Origin of the sequence: Trichocoleus sp. DQ-A2 (genome assembly GCF_039961915.1) — a bacterium.
In the GTDB taxonomy this organism is placed as follows: Bacteria; Cyanobacteriota; Cyanobacteriia; order Cyanobacteriales; family FACHB-T130; genus FACHB-T130.
In genome coordinates, this window is record NZ_JAMPKD010000004.1 from 218935 (window position 1) to 237701 (window position 18767).

The following is an 18767-nucleotide window of genomic DNA, read 5'->3' on the forward strand; positions in this document are numbered from 1 at the left end:
AGAGAAGTGAACTCATCTGCGCCAATATTTGAACTGAAAAACGTTTCTAAGCAATTTGGACGTTTTGAATCTCTCGCTGAGATTAACTTACAGATTTCGGCAGGTGATCGCGTGGCGCTGGTTGGTTCTAGCGGCGCGGGAAAAAGTACGCTAATTAATTTACTCAACGGTACACTGCTACCCACTCAAGGAGAAGTTTGGGTACTCGGTCGCAACCTCGCCCATCTGCGTCCCAAGTTGCTGCGTCAAGTCCAGCGTCAGATGGGTACGATTTACCAACAATTCCACTTAGTTGATAATTTGCAGGTGATTCACAATGTCAATGCAGGACATCTAGGGCGCTGGTCGTTTTTCAAAGCAGCAGTTTCGCTGATTTATCCTTTAGAAGTCGAAACTGCTCATCAAGCTTTGGCACAGGTGGGGATTCCAGAAAAACTTTACGAACGTACCGATAGCCTTTCTGGTGGTCAACAGCAACGGGTAGCGATCGCTCGCGTCCTCGTGCAAAATCCCACCGCCATCCTTGCCGACGAACCCATTTCCAGCCTCGACCCCGAACGCAGCCGCGAGATTATGGATTTATTGCGCCAGTTGAGTATAGAAACCGGGAAAACTTTAGTCACCAGTGTCCACGCGATTGAATTTGCTCGCAGTCATTATCAGCGAATTATTGGTCTGCGACATGGGCGTATTTTGTTTGATATTCCCGCTGAAGACTTATCCGATGCAATGATTGAAACTCTCTACCAAACCAAGGACTAATCCTAAATATTTCTATTCAAATTCCTCTGCGTTTTTTTCATCTCTAGCGGTTCGATATCTGAAGCGTGCCACAAACAAGCGATCGCCATCCAACTACTCTCCCTCAGCGCCCCTCCCCGCTTAACTGGCGTACTGTATGGGGATTGCTGTTTGTCGCGTCCCTCATTTGGTCGTTGCACGTAGCAGGCGTATTCCAAGGCAATTTAATCAACTCAGGTGGCTGGAACCTTGTCTGGCGCTTTCTCGTAGCTGCATTTTCACCCGATCTCAGCCCGGAATTTCTCCACCTCACTCTAGATTCCACCCTGAAAACCCTCGCTTACGCCGTGTGTGGCACTTTCTTCAGCGTGCTGATTGGTTTGGTGGGGGGTGTTTTTTCTTCTGATATCTGGTGGCAATCTGTTTCAAATTCAAAACTCAAAACTCAGACGCGATCGCTTGCGTCTCTACAACTCAAAATTCAGTCTCCTTGGGTAGTAATACGAGGAATTTTGGCAATCCCCAGAGCAATTCACGAGTTAATTTGGGGATTATTTTTTGTCAATATTTTTGGACTCGATCCGCTAGTAGCCGTGTTAGCGATCGCAATTCCTTTTGGTGCGATTACTGCCAAAGTCTTCTCCGAGATTCTAGACGAAACCCCCCGCCAGCCACTCATGGCACTGCTCAATAGCGGCGTTCCTCCTCTGAATGCCTTTGCTTATAGCTTGATTCCCCAAGCCTTTCTAAATCTGCTATCCTACGCTTTCTATCGGTTTGAGTGTTCGATTCGTTCCGCCGCCGTATTAGGAATTATCGGTGCAGGTGGACTGGGGTATCAAATTCTCCTCAGCCTCCAATCTCTGCGCTATGAGCAGATGTGGACGTTTTTGATCGCCCTAATTGTATTAAATGGTGCTACGGATTTTTGGAGTGCTTTGCTACGCCACCGTTTAGGTGCGCCGAGTCGCCTGGATTTGAACGTCCTAAATCTCCAAGGGCGCAAACAGCGGTTTTATCAAAAAGATCCAGTCGTGCAGGTGTCCTTTCTCGGCGGCATTGTTTTAGTCATTTTCTCCTTCTGGTACGTCCAAGCTGATTTCTCAAAGCTTTGGGCACCGCGAACCGTACAGCTATTGGCAGGAGTGTTTCAGGATATCTTCCCACCGGATGGGAGTCAGGTGAGTCAACTTTTTACCCTTTCGGCTCAAACCCTTGCTATGTCAATCCTGGCAATGGCTGGGGCTGGATTAGGCGGCATTTTATTATCTTTTCCAGCCGCAAATAATTTCCTGTTGCCAGGAGGGATTTTAGATACTGGCAGAAGATCCAGCAAACTCCCCTCATCAAAGGGGACAGCGACTCTAATACCCGCCTTTTTAAGGGGGGCTAGGGGGGATCTACGAGCAACTGCTGTACTGATTTTTACCCGCTTCCTACTACTGTTTGCCCGTGCCGTCCCCGAACCTATTTGGGCGTTAATCTTTCTATTTGTATTGTTTCCAGGTATCTTACCGGGAGCGATCGCTCTCGGTTTACACAACTTAGGTATCCTAGGGCGTCTGATGGCGGAAGTAACGGAAAATCTAGATGAACGTCCCTTGCGATCGCTTAAAGCATTGGGCGCGAGTGGTTCTCAAGTCTTCCTCTACGGCGTCTTACCCCGCACTTTGCCCCGCTTTATCGCTTATATCCTCTACCGTTGGGAAGTCTGCATCCGCGCCACCGTCATCGTCGGATTAGTGGGTGCGGGTGGATTAGGTCGCTTGCTCGCGGAACAACTGAGTAGCTTTGACTACAAAGGTCTCCTAACCACTCTAATCGTGTTTCTCGCCCTCACTTTTATCGTAGATATGATTAGTGCCTCAGTACGACGGACATTAAGGTGATGCTGAGGAAAACTCAACCTTTACACCGTCAGACTGATGTAGACACCCGGTAAAAGTTCAACACTGATAATGTAACAAACAAAACATTTCCCAGTTACACCATCAATTCAAATTGATGGAAGAAATCGTTTTCTTGCGGAACTTTACATCATTTTTGAATGTATTTAACGTGAGTTCGGGTTAAGCAGAAGCAGGCAAAGCCTCATTAATCAGCAGGGAGGGCTTCTTCGGCTGGTGGCAATAGGCAATCAACCCACAAATCACATTGACGAAAGCATTGACCGGGGAACGGTGACGGGAATGTTCAATCTGAGAAATGTTCTTCAGTTGGTCAATGATGGATTCGATAATAGCTCTTCGACGCAGCAGTAACTTGTCGGTTGCACGCATCAGACGGTTCTTCATGTTGCGTTTGAGCTTAGCGATCAGTTGAATACCAAAGGACTGCCACAAGTGCAGCATCAATTTTTGTGAGACATACCCTCGATCGCCAAACACCTTGCCGAAGAGGCGTTGGAGGAGTTGAGGGACGGGACTACGATCGTCGGTGTTGCCAGGGGTTAGGACTACATTGAGCAACTCCCCCTGCTCATTAACGACTAGGTGTAGCTTGAAGCCGAAGAACCAATCTACCGAGGTTTTGCCCCGAGCGGCTAAGGGCTGGAACACTTTGTGGGAGGCAATGCGGCGATTGTGGCACACCTTGAGACTGGTGGAGTCGATAAAACTGATGCCGGTACAGCGTCCAAAGCAATGGCGCAAGTAGGCACACAACGGGATGAACACCGATGGCATCCATTCGACAAAGCGGTTGTAGCTGACCAAGCCCGGGAAGGCTTGTCCCCAATAACGGCAGACCAACTGGGTGTAAAACCATTTGAAATTGCGGTAAGCCGACTGATGGAACGCAATCAAAATCGTCATGATTTCGCTTAAGCACAGGCTGCGGGAGCGGCATCGCTGCTGCACTTTGTCTTTGAGCAAGGTTTGCCTCCACCTCGGTTCAAATTCCTGACAGAAGTCATCGACATGGCAGAACAACGATTCTAGACTAAGCATGGGTGGTCAGATATGTTGAGAATTAAGCACTTTCAACTGTATCTGTTCCACCCCTCCTTATCCCGAACTCACGTTATTTACAGTGCTTATCTAATCTTAAAGAATCTCTAGAGATGAAAACGGAAATAGCAGCCTGATATCCCTTCTGGAAGCCTTACCCGTCTGGTAAATAACCAAACAAACCAAATAGGCAAAAAGTTTTCCTGGAAATTTCAAAATTCACAATTTACCAGACGTTGTCAAGTCCATTTCCTGAAGATTAAATGTGCTGCTGTGAAAGCTTTTTAATAAGGAGATACCATGAGCCAATCAAGCAATCTACCAAACAATAGTTCGACAACTACCGATGCGTCTACAGGAGAAGAACATAAGACTCAACAAGCGGCTGCAAAAGCAACAGCCAAAGTTGCTTTTGAAATGGCACCCGAAAAAATTGTCGTTGACTCTCCACCCCCAAAACCCAATTATCCCCACTATCGGGTTCATCCTGGAGAGCAGTTTGTCTTAGCATCTGTCGATCCGAATGCTTCGGAAGACTATAAAAATAAGAAAGATATTGAGCAGGAACTGCAACATCAGCGCCAACGCCTTCAAAATTTACAAGAACGTCTATATGCCGAACATCAGCGCAGTCTACTGATTGTCCTGCAAGCGATGGATACAGGAGGCAAAGATGGCACCATTAAACACGTATTTGGTGGTGTAAATCCGCAAGGTTGCCAGGTTTGGTCATTCAAAAAACCTAGTGAAGAAGAAGCAGGTCATGATTTTCTCTGGCGTTATCACCAGCGGACGCCGTTACGAGGGATGATTACTATCTTCAATCGCTCGCATTACGAAGACGTATTAATCGTCCGGGTGAAACAACTGGTACCAGAGAATGTATGGCGGGAGCGCTATCACATTATTAATGAGTTTGAGCATATGCTCACGCTTAATAACATTGCGGTAATCAAGTTTTTTCTGCACATTTCTAAAGACGAGCAAAAACGACGGTTACAAAGTCGTTTAGAAGATCCAGATAAGCATTGGAAATTTTCTAGCAACGACTTGAAGGAGCGTCTGTTTTGGGATGAATACCAGAAGGCATTTGAGGATGCAATTATTAATTGCTCGACTGAGTATGCCCCTTGGTATGTGGTGCCTGCTAACAATAAGTGGTACCGCAATTTAGTTATTGCTCGTACAATTGCTGACACCCTTGAAGCAATGAATCCACAATATCCAAAACCAGAAATGGGCTTAGAAAGTATTTTGATTTCTGATTAACTTTCTTCTATCACTCTGCTATTATTTTACTAGAGTGATAGAAGTGCGCGAACAATATTTTGAAACGAACGCAATAAACGAAACAAGCGAAATAGCTCTGGTTTTGGCTTGGTGTAGCGGTGTTCTCTTGGCTTTAGGCTTCTAGCATCCGGTTGCTACTAATTACTCGTGTTGGGTGGAGCTGATGATTTTTTAAAGAAAGATGCGAATAAAAGCGCGATCGCTCCCTCTCAAACACATCTATCTTGAGGGAATCAATGCGATAAATCGCTCAGGCTAAGTTTGACCTAAAAGGAGTACACGTTAGCGAAGCAAGGCGTTAGCGCGATCGCTTGCTGGCACGCCACCTGGCTCAATTGCATCAATCTTAGCCTTAACCAGAGCGATCGCTTCCTGTAACTCTGCTTGTCGCTTCAGTAAAATCTCGGTTTTCCCAATGACTGGATTAATGGCATAAAGATTCCAGTTGTTGTCAGAATCTTCATAGGATTTAACATGCCACTCTTGATAGATAAAGTCGTCGCATTCGACGCAAACTAGCTGTTGCATCATCCCGTCAAAGCGAACGCTGTCCTCGTTGTTAGGAACCCAATGGCTTTCGTGATTACTCAAAGCAATTAGAGATTCGACAAATGCTACAGCTTCCTCGTATTGCACAAAAGCCTTTAAGCTGCGATATGGATTGCCTTGCGGGTTCCAAATCTCCAGATGATGCCCGTAGCGTCCCGGTACGATTTGGTAAATCCATCCGTCAAGCATTTGTGCAGTGTAGTCTTGTTTGCTGCTCATGAATACACCTTCTATCAGAACCCAAAAATATCAGGTCTTCTCGTTGGTTAGCGATTCCTAGCCTTGTCGCTTTATCCTGATTTAGCTGTGTTGGGATACCATCTACTCTAGCGACCCTCGGAGAGAGTTTCACCCCCACTGTTGGCAGTAGCCGCGAAGAACCAGAAAACAAAATCAAGTTTTGGCGTGCATCTCCCGGATTTGCAGGCGGGAGAGGAAAGCGATAGATAGCGTGAAATCTGGTATATTTCCCGTTTGCTGGACGCGATCGCATTTGTTATACTCGCACCGTTTATTCGGAAACCCGAGTAATTAGCCGTATTAAATTAACAGGAAATTCTAGAAGTTCACCGATGTCTGAAGAACCAAAATCACAGGGATGGTTTCATACCGTTCCGGGCATTATGACCGCAACTGCTGCCATTCTCACTGCTGTAACCGGCTTGGTTGTAGCGCTAAAGCCAGCAGAAGTTCCAAAGCCATCACCAGCCGCATCCACTGCGCCATCACCAGCAACGCCAAGCCCCCAGGCGATAGAGACACCGAGCCAACAGGTATCGACTCCTGAAAACACTGGCACTACACAATTTGATGGCACAGGAAAAGGCAAGAACAAAGATAAGGGTAAAAATAAGTAGTCTTTGTAAACGACTAATGCCGCTACAGATTGCACTCATGATGCAGGAGAGACACGATTAATCGTGTCTCTTTTTTTTAAGTCCGGTGCAACTAAATTAAGATGACAAATCGCTAATTTTTGAATCTAGTTAATCATTAGCAATTTGCCATTCCTCTAATTTAGCGATCGCGCAGTTCCGTCTCTAACTTGTCTAAATCCTCTCTCAAGAAAATGACCATTTGACCGTTATACGCCTTCCCTTCCTTGGTTTGGGCAATTTCCATCCAGTAGCCAAATCGATCTCCTAAGCGCAGTTCACCCTGTTGTGCCGCCAAAAGCGGAAGCCGCTGCCGACGAGCTAAGTCTACAGTTTGTGGTGTGGGATATTCGTAGACAATTCGGGAACGGTCGTAGTCTTGATAGATATCTGGGCCATAAATTACCCGCAGCGATTCTTTTAGACGTTGTGGCGTTACGCCATTAACCATGTCAAAAAAAGAAAAGCGTTCGCTGCGAATCGTGCCTCGATCTTTAAGAAAAGTGACTCTACCGGGAGGAAGGACAGTTGCGAGAAAAGTAAATCGCTGGGCGGCTGTATTGGTCTTTTGCACTAATAGACCATCGCCTGTAGAAGGTCGAAGGGTGGGATTAGAATTAATCCAGGCAATCACTTCTTCTGTTTTCTGTCCGGGTAGGGCGTCAGCACTTTTAGTGGCTCCTAATGCTAGTAAAATTCCCAGTGACAGAACTGACCAAAATTTAACGCTTTTCATTTAAACCTTAAACCTGCAAACACACTTCACCAATCAGCACCCTGTTCTTAGCTATCCCTATTCTTAAGATGCCATGCTGGGGTCGATAGCAACCTTAATTACCTTACGATTCTTCATATCTTGGAACACTTGCTCTAAATGCTTTAAAGGCTGATGTTCGCTGATGAGCAATTCCAAGGGGATGGCGCGACTCGCCAATAGAGATAAAGCATCTCGTACATATTTTGGGGTGTTGTGAAAAACGCCTTTTAGAGTGAGTTCGCTGTAGTGGAGTTGTTCGGTATTGACGGTGATGGTGGTATCGCGCGGACATCCCCCGAATAGATTGACGGTAGCACCCGGACGGGCACACGCGATCGCACTCTCCCAAACTGCGGGTACACCCGTCGCTTCTATCACCACATCTGCACCCCAGCCGTCGGTTCGCTCTTTTACCGCACTCGGTATATCTGTCAGATGATGATAATTAAACGTTTCCACAGCGCCTAGCTTTTTCCCAATTTCCAGCCGTTGGTCATTTCCCCCAAAGAGCAACACCGACGCCGATTGATGCGCCAGTACCGCCACAAACATCAGCCCAATTGCCCCATCTCCCAACACCACAACGCGATCGCCCGACTTTACATTAGAACGTGCTACCCCATGCAGCACGCAGGCTAATGGTTCAGTCATCGATGCCAAGGCATCGGGCAAGTCATCTGGGATGGGCAACAGGTTGTGTTGCACAATCGGGGCGGGAATTTTTAAATACTGTGCGAACGTGCCGTTATTCCACGTCAAGTTAGGGCAAAGAGAATATTCTTGACGTTGACAAAAGAAACAATTCATGCAAGGAGCAGAATTATTAGCAACCACGCGATCGCCCACTTGCCAACCTTGGACTCCGCTTCCTACCGCCACAATCCGCCCCGCTGCTTCATGACCAAACAAGGTAGGAGGCTTCAGCATCTTTGCATGACCGCCGCGCCGCCAAACCTTTAGATCGGTGCCGCAAGTCGTTGCCGCAGCCACTTGAATCACCACCTCACCAGCAGAGGGTGTAGGGTCAGCGACCTGTTCTAGGCGTAGATCCGTTTGTCCGTAAAGTACCGCTGCCAGCATGAAACACTGCCCCTAACCGAGTCCAAGCTGATTTTATCAGGGCAGATGAATTTTGACGCCTGACATGACGGCGAATTGGTTTCCAGGTTCAGCTTGGGAACAGTAGCACCAGGCTGAAAACGGACTTTTCAGTTTTTCTTTATCTAACAGTTAGGTATTTTTTCCTTCCCAAATAAGGGAAGGGAACTGTTTTATGGTTTTACCAGTTTCAGAGAAAGCGATCGCGCTCCCTGAACCGCTTGATGAAGTGGAAGTGTTTGATCCAGGGCTACAGGCAGCATTTCTTGTCGGCATGAAGTACAAAACCAATAAACCCCATTTTGCCGCGCATGACGTAGAAGAGGACTGCCGCAACAATGGCAAGTATTCATTCGCATTTTATTAAACTCCTTATTCACAAAAAGTACACCCCTGAAGCCTTGGTCACTCAAGCGAATGTATAGGCGAACACAATCTGAAAAAATAAATTAACTTTGAGCTTCCCGAACCTTAAAAAAAGATGTGGTTAATGAAACTTTTTGGTTGCGAGATGCTAATGCCCTAAGACCGAATATTAAGCGTGTTGACCGCTCTGATAAATAAAGATAGAACTGAACATAGGTTTTGTTCATCTATCCTGGGGATCATCTCCTGGTACGGTATCCGGACTCCGGGGGGCAAAAATTTTTAGCAGGTGTTTAACCTGGGTAAACCAGATTAAGCTCTTGGCAAGAGGTTTCTAAGACACCTGCACTCACCCCCCGACAAAGGAAGCTTTAAAGAGTGCGAATCATCGCCTAAATAAAACAAAAATAGAAGAAAATTTTGATTTTCCCCCTCGTCTTTAAACCGGCACTTGACACGCCCACGTTCCTAGAAAACCTGTCGCAACAAACTTTACCGACCTCTAATATCCACAATCCGCTGCTACCCTTGTCCAGAAAAAAGAAAATATATATAGCACTCCTAAATAATTCCTAAAGCTGAGATCCCCGACTTCGAGATAGAAGTCGGGGATCGGAAGGACTGGCTCACAACTTAAATAGGATTGCGATAGCAGTCGCTTGAGTGAAATACATTTGAAACTTCACTCCTAATCCCTCACCAAAAAGCCCAGAAGGGGCAGTATTGAACCACTAAGCAAGCAGTCTTAATTTGCATTCTTGATGAGATCGACGATCGCTGCAATTAACGCGGCTGACTCGATCGGCTTAGAAAGGTGCCGCTGGAATCCGGCAGCGATCGCTTGTTGTTGATTTAGTTCCCCCACATACGCCGTGAGAGCGATCGCCGGAATCTCACCACCTTGCTCTGCGGGCAACCGTCTCACTTGCCGCAACAGCATATACCCATCCATTTCGGGCATCCCAATGTCACTCACCAGCACCGCTGGCTGAAACTGAGCTAACGTGGCAAGAGCTTCCGCTGCTGAACCGACCGCCACAACCTCTGCCCCTTCCTGTTCTAAGACAAAGGCGACATACTCGCGCATATCTGTCGTGTCATCTACCACTAACACTTTGATACCTTGCAAGCCTGAGAGAGATTTGGACTCGCGAACGATTTGAGGAATGGCTGAGTGCTGCGACATCAACGGGAATTTCACCGTAAAAGTGGCTCCCTGCCCTTCCCCAGGGCTGTCTGCACGAACAGTGCCGCCATGTAATTCAACGATTTGACGGACGATCGCTAAGCCCAATCCTAATCCACCAAATTGTCGAGTCGTGGCGCTATCAGCTTGGCGAAAGTATTCAAAGACATGGGGCAGAAATTGGGGGAGAATCCCTTTACCTGTGTCGCTGACCGTAATTTGAGCTTCAGCCTCAATCTGCTCTAAGCGAATTTCAACTCGTCCTCCTGACGGGGTAAACTTGACGGCGTTGGATAACAAGTTCCAAATGACTTGCTGCAAGCGACCTGAATCGCCTAAAACTTGCCCAACCTCTGGTTCCAAAATTGTTTGAATTTGAATCGATTTGGCGGCGGCGGCTAACTGCACTGTTTCCAGTGCGGCGGTGATGGTGGTTGCTAGATTGACCGGATCGACATTGAGGCTGAGTTTGCCTTGGAGAATTCGAGAAACATCGAGCAAATCATCAATGAGCTGCACTTGCAGTTTGGCATTGCGTTCGATGATCTGTAGGGCATAAGTCGTTCGCACTTGATCCATCTTGCGGTTTTGCAGTAGCTGAGACCAGCCCAAGATCGGGTTGAGAGGCGATCGCAACTCGTGAGACAGTACGGCTAGAAACTCATCTTTAATGCGATTTGCCTGTTCGGCAGCTTCCCGTGCGGCTTGTTCTCGTTGCAGAATTTGTTCTCGTTCGATTTCACTACGCTTGCGATCGCTAATATCTTTGAACAGTACGGCAACTTTTCGGCTCTCCGGCTGCCCAACGCGGAACGCATAAACATCGAACCAACGGTTCATCACTTGGGAACCATTCTCGAAGCGAATGGATTCACCTGTTAGGGCGACTTTGCCGTAAATCTCGTACCAGTGCTTTTCAAGATTTGGAATGAGCTGACGCGCCGTTTTGCCCGCTGCCTGTTCGAGTCCCGTTTGTTTCCCAAACGCCGGATTAGTCTCCAAAAAGCGGTAATCGATCGGCTTGTTATTTGCATCAAACTGCATTTCGATGAGGCAAAAGCCTTCGTCAATGGACTCAAACAGCGTTCGATAGCGTTCCTCTGATTGGCGCAAGGCCACTTCTGCTTGTTTGCGCTCGGTAATATCGACGAGTGCGCCAGGAAAAGAAACAGGTTTCCCTGCTGCATCATACTCAACTCGACCCCGTGCCGTTAGCCAACGTTCCTCACCACTGACAGTCCGAACGCGGTACTCAGCAGCATATTCCTCACCTGTGTGGATCGCCTGCTCAATTGCAACTGAAACGCGAGGACGGTCTTCCTCGTGCATGGAGTTGATAAAGAACTCGATCGGCAAGCCTTCTGATGTCGCACTCACCGGGTCTACAGCAAACAGGCGAGCAAACGCAGCATTGACCCTGACGCGATCGCCGGGAATACTCCAGCGCCAAGTGTAGACGGCTCCCGCTGCCAAAGCAGATTCTAACTGCACATGGGCTTCTCTCAGCGCTAGTTCAGCTTGTTGGCGTTCGGCTTCAATGCGCTTCGCTTCCGTAATATCCCGTGAAATAGCAAGTAGTTGCACTACTTGTCCCTTAGCATCTCGCACCGGCGTAATAATGATATCCCACCATTTCGGTGTGCCCTTGGTGGTAGGGCGATAGCCTTGAAATTGAGCGATGTTGCCGATTTTGGCAGCGGCGATCGCAGCTTGGGCTTTTTCATAATCTTCGCTCTCCCACAAATCAGCCCAGACGCGATAAAGGATAGATTTCGGCTCGTCGATTTCTAAAAGACACAGCCCACCAGGATTGATGTAGAGAATTTCACCGTTCAACGCTAAGACTTTGATGCAGTCAGTACTGCTCTCTAGAATGCTTTGCTTTAGCTCCTCACTTTCTCGCAAAGCTTCTTCTGCTTGTTTGCGCTCGGTAATATCCGTGCAGGTACCAAACCAGCGAATGACTTGACCGTTTTCGTCGCGCATGGGTAGGGCGCGGGTGAGATGCCAACAATAAATTCCATCTGCCCTTCTCAAACGATGTTCGATATCGTAGTTTGTGCCCATTTCAGTGGCTTGAGTCCACGCTTCAATAGTCCGGAGCCGATCGTCTGGATGGAGTGTGTTTTGCCAACCGCTCCCCTGGATTTGCTCCAACTTCAATCCGGTGTAGTCAAACCAGCCGGGGCTGTAATAATCTACCCAACCGCTGGCATCAGCCGTCCAAACCATTTGGGGAATAGATTCAGCCAGGAAGCGAAAGCGCTGCTGACTAGCTGCTTGGCGCGATCGCCCGAGTTCTAAATTGGCAGCGACGCGGGCAAGCAATTCACCGGAGCTAAAGGGCTTCACCAGATAATCATCGGCTCCAGCTTCCAGTCCTGCGATAGCCGATTCTTCTCCGGCGCGAGCAGATAGCAGCAAAAATGGAATTTCGCGAGTTTTGGCATCAGCTCTTAACCGCCTGAGCAACTCAAAGCCATCCATTCCTGGCATCATCACATCGCTGAGGATCAGGTCAGGCGCACGGTTATATACGGCAGCTAGAGCGGTTTCGCCATCTTTCGCCATTTCCACCTGATAAAACTGGCTGAGGAGGCGGTGCAGATAGTCGCGCATATCGGCGTTATCATCGACTAGCAGAATCCGGGCGGTAGCTGTCGAGATTGGAGCATCTGAGGTTCGTTGAGCGTTTTCTGCGGTCTGCAACCTCGGCGCTGCATTTTCTTCGGGTAGCCAACCTAAAGCTTCTTCAACATAAGGAATTGCACCAAAAGCGGTGGAGGCTTGGGCGCGGCTGGCGTGAATGTCATCACTCGGCAAATGAGCCGTTCCCATTGGCAATCGTACCGTGAAGGTACTGCCCCGACCCAGCGTACTGTCAACAGCGATCGCTCCTCCCTGCAACTGCACGAGTTCCTGCACCAACGATAGCCCGATTCCTGTACCTTCAAAGGTGCGTCCCCGTGCCCCCTCAACGCGATGAAACCGCTCAAACAGTTTGGGAAGCTCGGCAGATGGGATACCTGTACCCGTGTCGCGCACCATCAGTTCCACCTGGTCGCTAACCGGACGCAGAACAACCGCAATTTCTCCTTCAAACGTGAACTTAAAGGCATTCGAGAGCAGATTCAACACAATCTTCTCCCACATATCCCGATCTACATAAATCGGTTCTGGCAAGGGAGGACAATCAACCGTAAGTTTCAGTCCCGCTTGCTCAACGGTAGAACGAAATAGACTCGTTAATTCAGCCGTATAGGTTGCCAAATCGGTTGGCTGGTAGTTTGCCTGAGCGCGTCCGGCTTCAATGCGCGAAAAATCGAGCAGGGTATTGACGAGCTTCAGCAAGCGCTTCCCGTTGCGCTGCACCAGTTCGAGTTGCGATCGCGCTTTGGTCGGAATGCTTCCCTCTAATTCGGCTAGCGTCTGCTCTAGCGGCGATAGCATCAGCGTCAGGGGAGTACGGAATTCGTGGCTGATATTGTTGAAGAAGGACGTTTTGGCGCGATCCAGTTCTGCCAGTGCTTCGACTCGCTGGCGTTCTTCTTCAAACGCGCGGGCATTTGCGATCGCATTCGTGACATTGCCTGCCACTAAATCAAAAAATTCTCGGTACTCATTCTCAAAGGCTCGATGGGGATTGATTCCCAACACCAAAAACCCAACAATCTGAGGTTGTCCCGATTGGGTCACTGGCACAACCCAGGCAGCAGCAGGCGACTTGTCCCAGGCTCCCTTCGGTAACGCCCCGAAGCGAGTTGCTACATCAACAATAACGGCTTGCCCAGTCTGATGAATTCGTCTCAATCCCCATCCGTCATTGCCTTGAGTCAGGTCTACGATTGCTGGCGTTGCTGAGGTTTCCGCCTCGAATCCAGCCGTTTCAACCAGAGTCGCTTGCTTGCCATCTGCCGCCACTCGATAAAGCAGGGAAAACGGAATATCGTGAGCATTGGTGGCTAAAGCCTGAATTGCAGTTTGACAGGCAGCTTCAACCGTCTTGGCTTGAGCTGTTTTGCTCGCCAGTAAGCTTAATGTTTGTAAGCGGCGATCGCCCAGAACTCGCCCGGTTGTCTCGCTAACGATGCAAAAAACGCCGCCGACTTCCCCGCTCTCGTCCCGCACGGGGTCATAGGATACATCAAAGTAAGTTTCCTCGCTGTACCCGTAGCGATTGAGAAAGAACAAATAATCTCGTGCCCAGAAGGCTTCTCCAGTCGTGACAACTCCCTCAAGCAAGGGTTTGAGCGCGTCCCAAACTTCGCTCCACAGCTCACGAGCAGGGCGACCTAGTGCCCAAGGATGCTTCGATGCCAGGGCAGGACGATAGGCATCGTTGTAGATCGCGATTAATTCAGATCCCCAGAACAGACAAATCTGAGCTTTTGAAGGCAGCAAAATACTGACAGCGCTTCGCAAACTTTGGGGCCAAAGGTTCACGTCTCCTAAGGGAGTCTTCGACCAATCGAGCGATCGCATCAAATTCCCCATTTCGCCGCCTGCAACAAAAATGCTGTCAGCAGCCCTTCCTTTGTCTGCAAATGTCACTGGCGCAACTCCTGCTCCTCGAAATACCTGGCTAGTCGTCTTCGACCTGTTCCCCCATTATGATTGCAGCAGTGTTTCAATCTGCTTCCAACCGAGTGGTAAGGGGCACGTTCGTTTGTTTTCCCATCGATTCACACTATGGAACGATACCCCAAGTAGCGTTGCGAACTTTTCCTGTGAAAGTTCAAGCCGCGGGCGAGTCTCGCGGACTAACCCCGCCACCTCTAGCTGTTCAAGTGTGGTTCTTGGGCACAAATCCCTCTATCTTAATGCGTAAAATTGAACGATAGCCGGTGCGATATCCTTCCATCTATTAGCCAGAATGGGGCTATTTTCTCTTCATTCTCTTCCCCTCCTAGTCATTGACAGAAAGGATTTTTATCACTAAGTAACTGTCTTTGAACAGGTCAATTTTCACAGGCGATCTCTCCCCGTACCATCTAATGCAGGCGACCCTGGAGCGGAAGAATGCTGCTTGCACAACCAGCCGCTATCTGCACGCTGCTTTAACCTCCATTCCACAACCTAAACTGCCATACTCCGAATTTTCGACATTTAAAAATTTTGGGCTTGCGATCGCAAAACATATTTACATTTTTTTGTATAAGAAATCACCTTTGTTAGAAAAAAAAACCGAAATAACCGATTGTGACAGTAGGGGGTGCAGAATGTGCGATATATCTGTAAAGCTGGAAAATATAGGTATCCTTTCCCAATGCCCTGCCCGAAAAGGGAAAAGATGCGAGCTTAACTTGCGAATCCATTGTTAACCCTAAGCCGCACTGAGCTTGAGTTCCCTCGACACGCTCATTGCTCGCGACTTGAGGAAGAATCGAATTTATTCAATTGACCTTTAAACTTGAGACTTTTAACAGGATGAAGATTCAGCAATTGTGCCAATGCTGGTTCAATTATCCGATGGTAGTATCTAAATTTACAGGTAAAAGAGTTGCGAGAGCAGAACATCTCCATATGATTCTTAGAGAAAACTAGCTGATTGTGGAGCATAACATTGAACTCTTTCAACTTTTTCAATCTTAAATTCCTTGGAAATCTCCTATTTCTCAAGTCGATAGCAGGTAGCAGTAAGAGTGTCCATCCTAAACAACCAGGCTAACTCAGCTAGCCAAAAAAGTAGCCGGGAAGCATTTCCCAAATTGGGGAAATTCAATTTTTCTAAAGCGTTTTGGTCAAGGCTGCCAAAAAAGCAGCATCGCTACAAGCAAAGATGGCAACCTCGTGACCTAATTGTTTTATCGATACTGGCAGGGTCAACTTTGGGGGTGAGTGCGATCGCTGTAGTTAGCTATCAGGTTGTGCGGGGACTGATTCTGGAGAACCTCCAGCAACAAGCCTTACTGAAAGTCCAGCAGGGACGAGATGAGATTGACCAGTGGCTATCTAATCGGAAGACTGAGGTAGAGATGCTGGCGAACAGTCCCCTCGTGCGCTCTATAGATTGGTCAGTCGCCCAGCCTTATTTAAAGTGGGAATTGCAACGGTTTAAAGAAATTCACCAGCTGTCAATTGTCAACTCCGAGGGTTGGGGTGCGAATACCAGCGTCGGTCCTCATCGCAAAAATATTAAAGACCGGGAATGGTTTATCAAGGCAATTTCAGGGCAAGTCAGTGCCGCGAATCCCGTAGTCAGTCGCACCACAGGCCTTCTACAAATCAATATCAGCGCTCCAATTATGGGGGATTCAGGGACTCAAGTGCTGGGAGCAATGGGTGGAGCGATTAAAGTTGACCGAGTGATTCAGGTAGTCAGCAGGCTCCAAGAGGGAGCTGGCAGCTATGCCTTTGCACTCAACTCCACAGGGGTGGCGATTGCCCATCCTGACCCCAAGATGATTGGCTCCGCAGAGCATGAGGCACCCAGCTTCTTACAATCTTCCAATCCGGCACTGGCAGCGATCGCTCAGCACATGGTTGCCAAACAAGCGGGGATTGAACTAATACGAGTCAATGACAGATGGAACTACGTTGCCTACGTGCCCCTAAAGGAAGCGGATTGGTCAATTGCGCTGGTTATTCCTCGCCAGAATATCGAATCTAACTTAGGCGCACTCAACCTCTTGGCGACCGTTTTAGGCGGATTGTTGCTTATTGCCCTGATTGGTGCATGGCGACAGGTGCAGCTGTTTGAGCAAACCCGCACTCGTGCCGAGCAGGAAGCTCTACTGAATCGTTTGGTGTGTCGTATCCGAGAATCTTTAGAGCTACAAACCATTGTTCAGACGACGGTAACAGAACTGGCAACGTTGACACAGCTTGATAGAGTGCTGTTTGGCTGGTACGATCCCAAATCCCAAACTTTTGAGCTGGTTGGCGATTCTCACGCCCAAATATTAACGATTCAGCCAAGAAAGTTTCAATCCAATTCATCTATAGACATAGCAGCTTGTCTACAGCAGACAGAGGCACTTCATCTGTTGTTTGTTGATGCTGAGTTAGAGCAAACACCTCTAGAGTTGAAAGCTCACGCCTATCTTGCACTCCCCATCCCGCTTCTAGATGGCTGCTGCGGCTATCTCATTGGTTTGCACGCTCATTACCTGAGTCAACTAGATCGGGAATTACTCAAAGCGGTTGTAGATCAGCTAGCAGTTGCTATTACTCAGGCTCAGCTGTATAACCAAACGCAACAACAGATTACACTGCTCAACCAAACGCTGACCAAACTTAACCACACCCAACTCCAGCTAGTACAGAGCGAGAAAATGTCTAGTTTAGGTCAGATGGTGGCAGGCATTGCCCACGAAATCAATAATCCAGTCAACTTTATCTACGGCAACCTTACTCATGCCAGCTCTTACATCCAAGATTTACTAGAGTTGATTGAGCTGTACCAAGAGCAGTATCCTCAGCCCACGCCCCAGATTCAAGACAAAGCAGAGGACATGGAACTGGAATTTCTCAAAGAAGATTTATCCAAACTCCTTGCCTCGATGCAAGTTGGCGCTCAGCGTATTCGTGATATTGTTTACTCGCTGCGTGTGTTTTCCCGTTTGGATGAATCAGAAGTCAAGGATGTGGATATTCACCAGGGCATTGATAGCACGCTGATGCTTTTGCAAAACCGTCTTAAGGCGAAGCCAGATCATCCAGCCATTGAAGTTGTCAAGGAGTATGGTCAGTTACCTAAAATTGAGTGCCATGCCGGACAACTCAACCAGGTATTTATGAACCTCCTCAGCAACGCGATTGATGCTATAGAGGAGTTTAACTTCAAGCGCAGCTACCAAGACCGGCAAGCCAACCCCGGTCGAATTACAATTCGCACGCAAGTTTTGGCATCAAAACAAATTGCGATTCGGATTGCAGATAATGGAGCGGGGATTGCTGAAGATATTCAGCAACGGTTATTTGACCCGTTCTTCACCACCAAGGCGGTTGGAAAGGGAACCGGGATGGGATTAGCGATTAGCTATCAGATAGTGACAGAGACACATGGGGGACAGTTGCGGTGCATTTCGGCACCGGGACGAGGAGCAGAATTTGCGATCGAGATTCCCATCCAACAATCACCGCAACCATCGTAGGAATTGATTGAGCAATCAGTTTAGGGGGAAAGTTAGGGCACAATTCCCCACTACCGATCAACAAAAAAGTAAGGACAAAATAGATTTGAGAAAAGTTTAGTGAAACTTTCTCAAATCTAGATTCACCTAACTTGGTGAAAATTGGATCTTGGTATTCTTGGAAATTTAGGACAAGACAGGTGAATCGTTGGGTCGGTTATAAACAGCCCAATCCTGAATTCCCCGCTCGCGAAAAACTCCTTCAACTTTGGCGATTTCCTCGTCTGTTCCATCCACAATTACCAAATAGTAATTGTAGAACAGGCGATCGCTATAAACTTTAGCGTCATCTTCATGAATGCCGAGATCGGTTAATGCCTCAATCAGGCGATTCGTTGCCGCTGTTCCAATCCCAACACCAGCAATCGTACCGGCTAGTGTCAAGCCCAGACCACCCGCTGCCATTACAGCCCCCACACCAGGAACTGCTAAAGTGCTAAGACTGGTGAATATGCCACCAAACAGCCCAACGTTAGTATTTGCGTTGGCTTTTGTGGCAGCAGTGACGCTAGCTTCATCACCAATGCGATCGCTCATATTCGCACCGGCAAGTTGATCGTCAGGTTTTGCTTGTGTGGTAATTACCGAAACCCTATCTATTGGGAAGCCAGCTTTGTTAACTTCATCGAGTGCAGTTTCTGCATCTTGACGATTAGAAAATACCCCCACAGCACGCTTATTTTCAGCTACAGTCATTTTTCCCTCCGATTGCCATATCTGCATCGCGAATCCACAAATGCAGAATTGATTTTTTAATCCTTGATGTTGAAATTTTGGTATTTTCTGCTACTAGATCCATCAATCCCTAGATGTAACTCGGAG

Annotated in this window: 13 protein-coding genes; 5 read left to right on the forward strand and 8 right to left on the reverse strand. The window is 47.9% G+C overall.

The annotated features are described in order from the left end of the window. The first annotated feature begins 6 nt into the window (after window positions 1–6). Together NC997_RS05420 and NC997_RS05425 are read left to right on the forward strand one after the other, a co-directional pair. A complete protein-coding gene (locus NC997_RS05420) occupies window positions 7–762 on the forward strand; it encodes an ATP-binding cassette domain-containing protein (protein ID WP_190528474.1) in 756 nt (251 codons plus the stop codon). Between the two features lie 143 nt (window positions 763–905). After that, window positions 906–2630: an ABC transporter permease subunit gene (locus NC997_RS05425; protein ID WP_190528535.1), complete on the forward strand. Its 1725-nt coding sequence runs from the start codon at window positions 906–908 to the stop codon at window positions 2628–2630. Between the two features lie 180 nt (window positions 2631–2810). Here the strand turns inward: NC997_RS05425 and NC997_RS05430 are convergent, their stop codons facing one another. Continuing rightward, on the reverse strand, window positions 2811–3689 hold the full coding sequence (locus NC997_RS05430) for an IS982 family transposase (protein WP_190528476.1): 879 nt from the start codon (window positions 3687–3689) through the stop codon (window positions 2811–2813). Between the two features lie 300 nt (window positions 3690–3989). Here NC997_RS05430 and NC997_RS05435 point away from each other — a divergent pair, with 300 nt between their 5' ends. Further along, entirely contained in the window at window positions 3990–4958 is a 969-nt protein-coding gene (locus NC997_RS05435) for a polyphosphate kinase 2 family protein (RefSeq protein WP_190528478.1), read from the forward strand. A 303-nt stretch (window positions 4959–5261) separates the two neighbouring features. Here the strand turns inward: NC997_RS05435 and NC997_RS05440 are convergent, their stop codons facing one another. Then, window positions 5262–5747: a hypothetical protein gene (locus NC997_RS05440; protein WP_190528480.1), complete on the reverse strand. Its 486-nt coding sequence runs from the start codon at window positions 5745–5747 to the stop codon at window positions 5262–5264. A gap of 353 nt (window positions 5748–6100) precedes the next feature. Between NC997_RS05440 and NC997_RS05445 the strand changes: the two genes are divergently transcribed. Further along, window positions 6101–6385, forward strand: coding sequence for a hypothetical protein (locus tag NC997_RS05445; protein WP_190528482.1), 285 nt, complete (start codon window positions 6101–6103; stop codon window positions 6383–6385). Between the two features lie 160 nt (window positions 6386–6545). Here the strand turns inward: NC997_RS05445 and NC997_RS05450 are convergent, their stop codons facing one another. From NC997_RS05450 to NC997_RS05470, 5 genes are all read right to left on the reverse strand, one after another. Further along, window positions 6546–7139 (reverse strand): hypothetical protein, encoded by a 594-nt coding sequence (locus tag NC997_RS05450; RefSeq protein ID WP_190412648.1) that lies wholly within the window; start codon window positions 7137–7139, stop codon window positions 6546–6548. Window positions 7140–7202: 63 nt separating this feature from the next. After that, the gene (locus NC997_RS05455) at window positions 7203–8240 is read right to left on the reverse strand and encodes an alcohol dehydrogenase catalytic domain-containing protein (protein WP_190528484.1); all 1038 of its coding nucleotides are present in this window, start codon (window positions 8238–8240) and stop codon (window positions 7203–7205) included. 191 nt (window positions 8241–8431) lie between these two features. Then, entirely contained in the window at window positions 8432–8611 is a 180-nt protein-coding gene (locus NC997_RS05460) for a hypothetical protein (RefSeq protein WP_347275937.1), read from the reverse strand. 758 nt (window positions 8612–9369) lie between these two features. Further along, on the reverse strand, window positions 9370–14304 hold the full coding sequence (locus NC997_RS05465) for an ATP-binding protein (protein WP_199306240.1): 4935 nt from the start codon (window positions 14302–14304) through the stop codon (window positions 9370–9372). 114 nt (window positions 14305–14418) lie between these two features. After that, window positions 14419–14583, reverse strand: a complete 165-nt coding sequence (locus NC997_RS05470; RefSeq protein ID WP_339380422.1) for a helix-turn-helix domain-containing protein — start codon at window positions 14581–14583, stop codon at window positions 14419–14421. A gap of 869 nt (window positions 14584–15452) precedes the next feature. Between NC997_RS05470 and NC997_RS05475 the strand changes: the two genes are divergently transcribed. Next, on the forward strand, window positions 15453–17906 hold the full coding sequence (locus tag NC997_RS05475) for an ATP-binding protein (RefSeq protein WP_199306230.1): 2454 nt from the start codon (window positions 15453–15455) through the stop codon (window positions 17904–17906). A 165-nt stretch (window positions 17907–18071) separates the two neighbouring features. Here the strand turns inward: NC997_RS05475 and NC997_RS05480 are convergent, their stop codons facing one another. Further along, window positions 18072–18641 (reverse strand): general stress protein, encoded by a 570-nt coding sequence (locus NC997_RS05480; protein ID WP_190528488.1) that lies wholly within the window; start codon window positions 18639–18641, stop codon window positions 18072–18074. Between the last annotated feature and the right edge of the window lie 126 nt (window positions 18642–18767).

Excerpts from the sequence above, each read along its gene's own strand:
- NC997_RS05445 (WP_190528482.1), top strand. The coding sequence starts at position 6,101 with ATGTCTGAAGAACCAAAATCACAGGGATGGTTTCATACCGTTCCGGGC.
- NC997_RS05460 (WP_347275937.1), bottom strand. The coding sequence starts at position 8,611 with ATGAATACTTGCCATTGTTGCGGCAGTCCTCTTCTACGTCATGCGCGG.
- NC997_RS05440 (WP_190528480.1), bottom strand. The coding sequence starts at position 5,747 with ATGAGCAGCAAACAAGACTACACTGCACAAATGCTTGACGGATGGATT.
- NC997_RS05465 (WP_199306240.1), bottom strand. The coding sequence starts at position 14,304 with ATGGGGAATTTGATGCGATCGCTCGATTGGTCGAAGACTCCCTTAGGA.
- NC997_RS05430 (WP_190528476.1), bottom strand. The coding sequence starts at position 3,689 with ATGCTTAGTCTAGAATCGTTGTTCTGCCATGTCGATGACTTCTGTCAG.
- NC997_RS05480 (WP_190528488.1), bottom strand. The coding sequence starts at position 18,641 with ATGACTGTAGCTGAAAATAAGCGTGCTGTGGGGGTATTTTCTAATCGT.
- NC997_RS05450 (WP_190412648.1), bottom strand. The coding sequence starts at position 7,139 with ATGAAAAGCGTTAAATTTTGGTCAGTTCTGTCACTGGGAATTTTACTA.
- NC997_RS05435 (WP_190528478.1), top strand. The coding sequence starts at position 3,990 with ATGAGCCAATCAAGCAATCTACCAAACAATAGTTCGACAACTACCGAT.
- NC997_RS05455 (WP_190528484.1), bottom strand. The coding sequence starts at position 8,240 with ATGCTGGCAGCGGTACTTTACGGACAAACGGATCTACGCCTAGAACAG.